We start from the raw sequence: 5,946 nt of genomic DNA, 5'->3' as shown, positions 1-5,946 counted from the left end.
GCCGCCGCCCGCGAACGCGGCCTCGGCGTCATCTTCATCACCCACAACCCCCACCACGCCTACATGGTCGGCGACCACTTCAGCGTCCTGCGCCTGGGCACCATGGAACTCTCCGCCGCCCGCGAGGAGATCGACCTCGAAGAACTGACCAACCACATGGCGGGCGGCGCCGAGCTCGCCGCGCTCAAGCACGAGTTGTCACAGGTCCGCGGAGTCGACGTCGAGGGGCTTCCCGAAGAGGAGGACCTACAGGTCGGCGTACCGCAGGCCAACTGACGTTCACGAGCAGCGGAGACATCAGAACATGCCATCCCAACAAGCCCTCGGCATCGCCGTCGTCGGCACCGGGAAGATGGGCGCGGACCATGCGCGCCGCATCCATCACCTCGTCAGCGGGGCCCGCGTGACCGCCGTCGTCGACATCGAGGCGGAGCGCGCCAGGACGCTCGCGGACGCGGTCGAGGGCTGTACGGCGTACACCGAACCCGCGGCGGCGATGGCCGCGCAGGATGTGGACGCCGTCCTCATCGCCTCCCCGGGGCCTGCCCACGAGGCGGCCCTGCTCGAAGCCCTCGGCCGTGACCTGCCGGTGCTGTGCGAGAAGCCGCTCACCCCCGACGCGGCCTCCGCGCTCCGTGTTCTGGAGGCGGAACAGAAACTCGGGCACCGGCGTATCCAGGTGGGCTTCATGCGGCGGTACGACGCCGAGTACATGAAGCTGAAACGGCTCCTCGACCGTGGGGATCTGGGCAGGACGCTGATGCTGCACCACCGGCACCGCAACCCCGCCATGCCGTCGGGGTTCACCGAGGAGATGCTCATCAATGACTCGGTGGTGCACGAGATGGACGTGACCCGCTGGCTCCTCGACCAGGAGATCACCGCGGTCACCGTGCACAAACCCGCCGCAACGTCGTACGCCCCGGCCGGTATGAGCGACCCTCAGTTCGTGCTCTTCGAGACCGAGTCGGGTGCCCTCGTCGATGTCGAGATCTTCGGCCACTGCGGCTACGGCTACCAGGCGCACGCCGAAGCGGTCTGCGAGCGGGGCATCGTACGCATCGACGACGAACGCGGCCCGCGGCTGACCGCGGCGGGCCGTTGGGGCGGCGCGGTCACCCCGGACTACCTGGAGCGATTCGAGGACGCCTACGACCGCGAGGTCCAGGCCTGGGTGGACGCCACACGACTTGGTGAGACGACGGGCCCCAGCGCCTGGGACGGCTACGCGGTCGCGGCCGTGTGTGAGGCGGGCGTGCTGTCCCAGCGGCAGAAACGGCGCGTCGAGGTCGAGTTGATCGAGAGGCCGGCGCTTTATCGGTAGCCGCACACGCCGATCTGGGAGAGGGCGGTACCTGACCGGTACCGCCCTCTCCCCCTGTCCGCTACCGCTCGACCGGTCGCCAGAACGACCACTGCCGCGGTACCGGGAACCCGGTCACCTGACCCCTGGGGATCTCAAGCCCGCGACAGCCCTTGCCCGACGCGAGGCATGTCAGACAAGTGGCTGTGAGGCCCAGATGACCTTGCCGTCGGCGGTGTAACGGGTGCCCCAGCGGTCGGCGAACTGGGCTACCAGGAACAGGCCCCGTCCGCCCTCGTCGGTGTCCGCGGCATGGCGCAGATGGGGTGAGGTACTGCTGCTGTCGGAGACCTCGCAGATCAGCGTGCGGTCGCGGAGCAGGCGTACCTGGATGGGGGCTTTGGCATGCCGGATGGCGTTGGCGATCAGCTCGCTGAGGACGAGTTCGGTGGTGAAGGCGGCTTCGTCAAGTCCCCACTCCGACAGCTGCCGCACGGCGGCGGCGCGGATGTCGGAGACGGCGGCGGGGTCGTCGGGCACGTCCCAGGTCGCGATGTTCGCGGGCGGAAGTGCGCGGGTTCGGGCGACGAGCAGGGTTACGTCGTCGCTGCTGTGCGGGGTGGGGAAGGCGTCCAGGACGGCCCGGCACGTCTGTTCCGGGGGCCGGTCGGGGTGGGCAAGGGCCCGGCGCAGGAGGTCGAGGCTGTCGTCGATGTCACGGTCGCGGTCCTCGATGAGCCCGTCACTGTAAAGAACGAGCTGACTGCCTTCGGGCAGGTGCAGCTCGCCGGCTTCGAAGGGCAGGCCGCCCAGCCCGAGGGGCGGGCCGGCGGGCAGGTCGGGGTACTCCACCGTGCCGTCGGGGTGGACCACGACGGGCGGGGGGTGGGCCGCGCGCGCCAGGGTGCAGGACTGCGAGACCGGGTCGTAGACGGCGTACAGGCACGTGGCGCCGATGACATCGGCGTCGTCCGGGGCGCCGGTTCGGCTCCGGTCGAGGTCGATGACAAGGTCGTCGAGGCGGGCGAGGAGTTCGTCCGGGGCGAGGTCGAGGGTGGCGAAGTTGTGTACGGCGGTGCGCAGGCGGCCCATGGTGACCGCGGCGTGCAGGCCGTGGCCGACGACGTCCCCCACGACGAGGGCGACGCGGGTGCCGGACAGCGGGATGACGTCGAACCAGTCGCCGCCCACGTCGGCGCGGGCCGGCAGGTAGCGGTGGGCGACCTCGACCGCGCTCTGTTCGGGAAGCTCCCGCGGCAGGAGGCTGCGCTGCAGGGTGAGCGCGGTGGCGCGTTCGCGGGTGTAGCGACGGGCGTTGTCGAGGCACAGCGCGGCACGGGCAGCCAGCTCCGAGGCCAGAGCAGCGTCGTCCTCCTCGTAGGGCTCCGGCTGTGTCCGGCGGTAGAAGCCGGCCACGCCCAGGGTGACGCCACGGGCACACAAGGGGACGTTGATCAGTGAGTGGACACCCCGTGCGAGGAGCTGCTCGATGCGTTCGGGATCCTGTGCCTTCCAGCCGGGAGCGGCGCGCAGGTCGGCTTCCAGTACTGCTCGGCCGCTGGCCAGGCAACGTGCCTGTGGCGTGGTGGCCACGAAGCTGGCCACGTGACCCACCGGGTACAGGGAGAGGCCCTCGTGGAGCCCGTGCAGGGCGGTGCGGCGCAGCGGGGTGCCCGCCCCGACCGTGCTGCCCGGCTCCTCCCCGCGCAGGACGGGCTCTGCAAGGTCCACCGTGGCGAAGTCGGCGAGTTCGGGCACGGCCGCCCGGACGAGTTCCTCGGCGGTGCGGGTCACGTCGAGGGTGGTGCCGATGTGCGCGCCGGCCTCGATCAACAACCTGAGACGTCGCCGTGCCGCCACCGCGAGACGGCCGATCCCCTGTTCTCCCACGCCGATCAGCTGTACAACCGCGGCGCGCCGAGGACCGGCCGGGCCGATGGCGTCGGGCAGGCCGGCCATCGGGTGCGACGCCGGGTCGGCTGCCGGGCCCGGACGACGGTGTTGCGGTGTCGGTGGGGTGTCAGCGCCCGCGTTCTGGGGGCTGCCGGGACGCTGCCCTGCCCGGGCGGTATCCGTCGTACTTCTCATGACGTGCTGGAGTGGGCCGTCCGGGAAGAGAGCCTCGACGGCGAAGCCGGTCACCCCGGAGGGGGTCGCCAGCGGCCTGCACAGCAGCGTGGCCGTCACACCGAGTCCCAGGGGTACCTCGACGGCGGCCCGGCGGCCCTCCGCGACGAGCTCGGCGGCCCGCTCCCGCAGGAGCAGCGAGGCATCGTGCCCGCTCCCGCCACCAGGCGGCGCGCCAGGGGCCGCCGGCGTTCCTGCGGAGTGGGCCAGTGCGTACGCCCGCCGTTCGGCCGCCATGTACGCCCGCAGCAGGGCACGCTCACGCTCGGTTGCCTGCTCCAGTATCCGCCGTTCGATCGCCTGGCCCGCTTCGTACAGGAGGTATTCCACCTCCGGGGTGGCATCGGCCACGTCGCACGCGAAGTCGATGACACCTTCCAGGTGCCCGTCGAGGGGGTTGCGGATGGGCACGCTCACGCAGGCGTCGGTCTGGGTCTGCTCGGTGTAGTGCTCCGCGCCGAGGACGCGGCAGGGGCGCCGTTCCACCAGTGCCAGGCCGATTCCGTTGGTGCCGACGGCGTGTTCTGCGAAGCAGAACCCGGGGGCGTCGAAGGCGGCGTCGAGACGGCCGGTCATGGACGCATCGCCGATGCGGCGCAGAAGTTTCCTCCCCTGACGGTCCGCGAGCGACACCCGTGCCCGGGTGCCGGTGATCCGGGACTGCAGCCAGTCGAGCGTCGGCCTGGCTGCGCGGACCAAGGGGGCGTCGAGGTCGAGATCCGGCTCATAGGGCGGGGCCCATCGGTCGGGGCTGATGGCCAGTTGCCGACAGCGCTGCCACGAGCTCAGGATGGCCCCGCGCGGGCCTCCCAGGACGGTCTCACCGGACAGCAACCGCTCACGGGCCCGCGCCGTGACCAGGTCCGGGTCGCCCCATTCTTCGGTCACCGGGATCACTCCCCTAAGCCGACTGCGAAGGTTGTAGCGATGTAGACCATCCGATTGGATACAACACCATATTTCAATCTAGCCGCGTCCAGCCTTTCCGTGTGCGGCGAGGCGCCGTCGCGGGTTTTGAATCACCAGGGCCCTTCCTGCGGGTGCCGGAACGTGGCAGGCCGCCCAGCGGGGGTGGTCACCCAGGGGACCGGCACCCTGGCAGGCACGGTCGACCGGCAGGGGGCACCCCTGCCGTTCATGGCTCCGGATGATCGGGGGACGCGACGGCACTTTCTGTCCTGAGGAACAACGCCGGCATGCGCAGCTGGGCATTCTCGGGTGCCGACGGGCACGAACGCCGGGAAAACGACGTCGCTGATTCTGCAGGCCGAGCACGCGCAGTTCGACCCCCGCTCAATTCATGGTCAGTACATCAAAATAACTTCCCCGTTCGAGGCCCTCATGTACGTGGCGGGCGCCTTCCCGGTACTGCCGGTAGCGTGACGGAAAAGGGCAGGGGCGCCCATTCGTTTCAGGTGTAGAGGTCACGCGCAACCAGCGTCAAGCAATTGTTCTGACATCCTGCCTTGATGGAGAAATGATGTCATTACACATGTTGATCCCGAGGTTGCGTGACGGTTCGATATCCGTCACAGGCAACAGCCGTGTTAACGGCATGTGATCCGGAGCGCTCGCTCGATCAGCCTCCTCACCCTTCCCTCTGCCGCACAGTGAGGTACCGGAAAGATGGACCGTTCGTCCGCCCCCCGCTCCCGCAGATTCGTTCCTGTCGCCGCAGCCGCAGCGGCGGCCGCACTGCTCCTCGCCGGATGCTCCAGCAGCTCGGGAGGAAAGCAGGCCGAGGAAGGCGGGGCCGCCGTTTCCGCAGGCAAGGCCGGCACCCCGCGCATGACGGTCGCGATGATCACCCACGCGGCCCCGGGCGACACCTTCTGGGACACCATCCGCAAGGGAGCCGAGGCCGCCGCGGCCAAGGACAACGTCAAGCTCGTGTACTCCAGCGACCCCAGCGGCCCCAACCAGGCCACCCTGGTCCAGAACGCGATCGACCAGAAGGTCGACGGTATCGCGGTCACCCTGGCCAAGCCGGATGCCATGAAGGCCGTGGTCGCCAAGGCCGAACAGGCCGGTATACCCGTCGTCGGCTTCAACAGCGGTGTGGACGACTGGAAGAAGCAGGGTCTCCTCGAGTACTTCGGCCAGGATGAGACCATCGCCGGCGAGGCCTTCGGGCGCAGGCTCAACCAGGCCGGCGCCAAGCACACGGTCTGCGTGATCATGGAACAGGGCCAGGTAGCCCTGGAGGCCCGCTGCGCAGGCGTGAAGAAGACCTTCAGCGGCAAGACCGACATCCTCTACGTCAACGGCACCGACATGCCCTCGGTGCGGGCGACGATCACCGCCAAGCTCAAGACGGACAGCTCCATCGACTACGTGACGACACTCGGCGCCCCGTTCGCGATGACCGCAATCCAGTCCATCGCCGACGCCGGCAGCAAGGCCAAGCTCGCCACCTTCGACCTCAACAAGGACGCGGTCGGCGCCGTCAAGTCGGGCAAGATCCAGTGGGCCATCGACCAGCAGCCCTACCTCCAGGGCTACCTGTCCGTCGACTC

General features: G+C 69.5%; 3 protein-coding genes and 1 pseudogene. 3 read left to right on the top strand and 1 reads right to left on the bottom strand.

The features are described 5' to 3' along the window. A pseudogene (locus tag ACWGKQ_RS51665) lies at positions 1 to 276 on the top strand (sugar ABC transporter ATP-binding protein); the annotation flags it as partial. A 28-nt stretch (positions 277 to 304) separates the two neighbouring features. Then, complete coding sequence (locus ACWGKQ_RS51660; protein ID WP_453299091.1) at positions 305 to 1,324, top strand: Gfo/Idh/MocA family protein; 1,020 nt, start codon at positions 305 to 307, stop codon at positions 1,322 to 1,324. A gap of 171 nt (positions 1,325 to 1,495) precedes the next feature. Here ACWGKQ_RS51660 and ACWGKQ_RS51655 read toward each other — a convergent pair whose 3' ends face one another. After that, positions 1,496 to 4,327: a SpoIIE family protein phosphatase gene (locus tag ACWGKQ_RS51655; RefSeq protein ID WP_453299090.1), complete on the bottom strand. Its 2,832-nt coding sequence runs from the start codon at positions 4,325 to 4,327 to the stop codon at positions 1,496 to 1,498. Between the two features lie 729 nt (positions 4,328 to 5,056). Between ACWGKQ_RS51655 and ACWGKQ_RS51650 the strand changes: the two genes are divergently transcribed. Next, positions 5,057 to 5,946: substrate-binding domain-containing protein (locus ACWGKQ_RS51650; RefSeq protein ID WP_453299089.1), on the top strand; the 890-nt coding region annotated here is incomplete at its 3' end.

It is taken from the genome of Streptomyces sp. NPDC054770 (assembly GCF_053611985.1).
This window is presented reverse-complemented; position numbering and strand designations above follow the sequence as displayed.

Bases quoted from the DNA above. Each gene is read 5' to 3' on its own strand.
- ACWGKQ_RS51660 (WP_453299091.1), top strand. From the start codon at position 305: ATGCCATCCCAACAAGCCCTCGGCATCGCCGTCGTCGGCACCGGGAAG.